The organism is Nocardioides sp., assembly GCF_024509035.1.
Lineage (GTDB): Bacteria > Actinomycetota > Actinomycetes > Propionibacteriales > Nocardioidaceae > Nocardioides.
In genome coordinates this window covers 1-2,275 of the sequence record NZ_JANINT010000311.1, presented here as the reverse complement: position 1 = coordinate 2,275, position 2,275 = coordinate 1, and the positions used below count along the sequence as shown (strand labels likewise).

General features: G+C 75.3%; 1 protein-coding gene and 1 pseudogene. Both read left to right on the top strand.

Going from position 1 to position 2,275, the window contains the following annotated elements:
- The coding region (locus Q0L15_RS19735; RefSeq protein WP_296606301.1) for a V-type ATP synthase subunit A at positions 1 to 1,750 on the top strand (1,750 nt) is incomplete at its 5' end.
- Positions 1,747 to 2,275, top strand: a pseudogene (locus tag Q0L15_RS19730) (V-type ATP synthase subunit B); the annotation flags it as partial. The gene Q0L15_RS19735 and the pseudogene Q0L15_RS19730, both read left to right, overlap by 4 nt.

The following is a 2,275-nucleotide window of genomic DNA, read 5'->3' as shown; positions in this document are numbered from 1 at the left end:
GGTCACCGTGACCGGAACGGGCCCACGGGGTCGGGTCGTGAAGGTCGCGGGCTCGCTGGTGGAGGTCGAGGGGCTCCCGAGCGCCGTGGTCTCCGAGGTCGTCGGGCTCGGGCCGGCCGGGCTGTGGGGGGAGGTCGTGGCGATCACCGACGGCGTCCTCACGGTGCAGGCCTACGAGGACACCAGCGGCCTGGCACCGGGTGACCTCGCAGCCGCGTCGGGCCGGCCGCTGGCGGCCGCGCTGGGCCCCCACCTGCTCGGCGGGGTCTTCGACGGACTCCTCCGGCCGCTCTCGGGCGCCGGTGACTGGCTGGCGCCCGGCTCGACCGCCGGCGTCGCCGATGCCCGCACCTGGCGATTCACCCCGGGAGTGGAGGCCGGGATGCTGCTCGGCCCCGGGGAGGAGGTCGGCACCCTCGAGGGGGAGGGACCCGTCGTCCTGCGGGTGACGGTGCCGCCCGACGCGCTGTCCGAGGGACCGGCGCGCGTCGAGTCGGTCGTGGCGGCCGGCGGGTACGGCGCGGCCGACCCCCTCGCGGTCGTCGGCGGACGGACCGTCACGATGTCGAGTGCCTGGCCGGTGCGCCGCCCGCGGCCGTTCCGGGGCCCGGTCGACGACGTCGCGGCGCTGCACACCGGTCAACGGGTGCTCGACCTGCTCCAACCGGTGGCCCGCGGCAGCACGGCCTCGGTCCCCGGCGGGTTCGGGACGGGCAAGACGATGCTGCTGCAGCAGATCGCGAAGTGGTGCGACGCCGACGTGATCGTCTACGTCGGGTGCGGCGAGCGCGGCAACGAGATGGCCGACGTCGTGGAGGAGCTCGGCTCGCTCGTCGATCCGCGCACCGGACGGGAGCTGCGGCTGCGGACGGTCGTGATCGCCAACACCTCGAACATGCCGATGATGGCGCGCGAGGCGAGCATCTACTCCGGTGTCACCGTGGCGGAGTACTTCCGTGACATGGGCCTGCATGCGGTCGTCATCGCGGACTCGACCTCGCGGTGGGCCGAGGCCTTGCGCGAGTTCGCGTCCCGGCGCGGCGCCCTGCCCGCGGAGGAGGGCTACCCGGCCGGCCTGGCGTCCGCGCTCGCCGCGTTCTACGAGCGGGCCGGCGAGGTCGTCACCCTCGGGGGGCGCGAGGGGTCGGTCACGATCATCGGTGCGGTCTCCCCTCCCGGCGGTGACATGACCGAGCCCGTCACCGCGCACACGCAGCGGTTCGTCCGCGCCACCTGGATGCTCGATCGTGACCTCGCCTACGCCCGCCACTACCCCGCGGTCGCCTGGTCGGGGTCGTTCTCGCGGGACGCCGGCGCCCTGGTCGGGTGGTACGCCCGCCACGGCGACCCCGCCTGGGGGCGGCGACGCGCCCGGATGGGCTCGCTGCTGGCCGAGTCGGACCGGCTCTCCTCCCTGGCCGAGCTGGTCGGCGAGACGTCGATGCCGGGCTCGGAGCGCGTCGTGCTGCTCGCGGGCCGGCTGCTGCGCCACGGCGTGCTGCAGCAGAACGCCCTGAGCGCCAACGACGGCTTCTGCTCGAGCGCCAAGGGCGCCGCTCTCGTCGACGCGGTCCTCGCCGTCGTCGACCGCTGCGAGCGCCTCGTCGAGTCGGGTGTGCCGGCGGCCGCGATCGAGGACGTCGACCTGAGTGCCCTGCTCCGGGCGCCCGAGGAGACCGGCCCCGCCGACGTCGACGGCGTGGTCGTGCGGCGCGACGCCGTGCTCGCTGCCCTGGAGGCGCTGTCGTGACCCGCGACCTCGCCACGCTCGAGCACCGAGGGATCTCCGAGCTCCGGGGGTCGCTGCTCGTGGTGCGCGACGTCCACGGGGTCGGGTGGGACGAGTCGGCGACGATCCGCACGGCCGACGGGCGGATCCGCAACGGGCTGGTGCTCAGCGTCGACCGGGACCTCGCGGTGGTCCAGGTGCTCGAGGGCACCGACGACCTCGGCGCCGAGGGGACCTCGGTCGTGTTCGCCGGCGAGCCGACGCAGGTCCCCGTCGGGCTCGGCTGGCTGGGACGGGTGTGCAACGGGCGCGGGACCCCGATCGACGCAGGGCCGCCCGTGCTCGGCGTACGACGCGAGCCGGTCGCCGGCCACCCGCTCAACCCGACGCGGCGCGAGCCGCCCTCGGAGCCGGTGCTGACCGGCGTCTCGGCGATCGACGCGCTCACCACATTGGTGCGGGGACAGAAGCTGCCGGTCTTCTCGGTCGCGGGTCTGCCGCACCTCGAGCTGGCCACCCAGGTCGCCGCTCAGGCGAGCGCGGCAG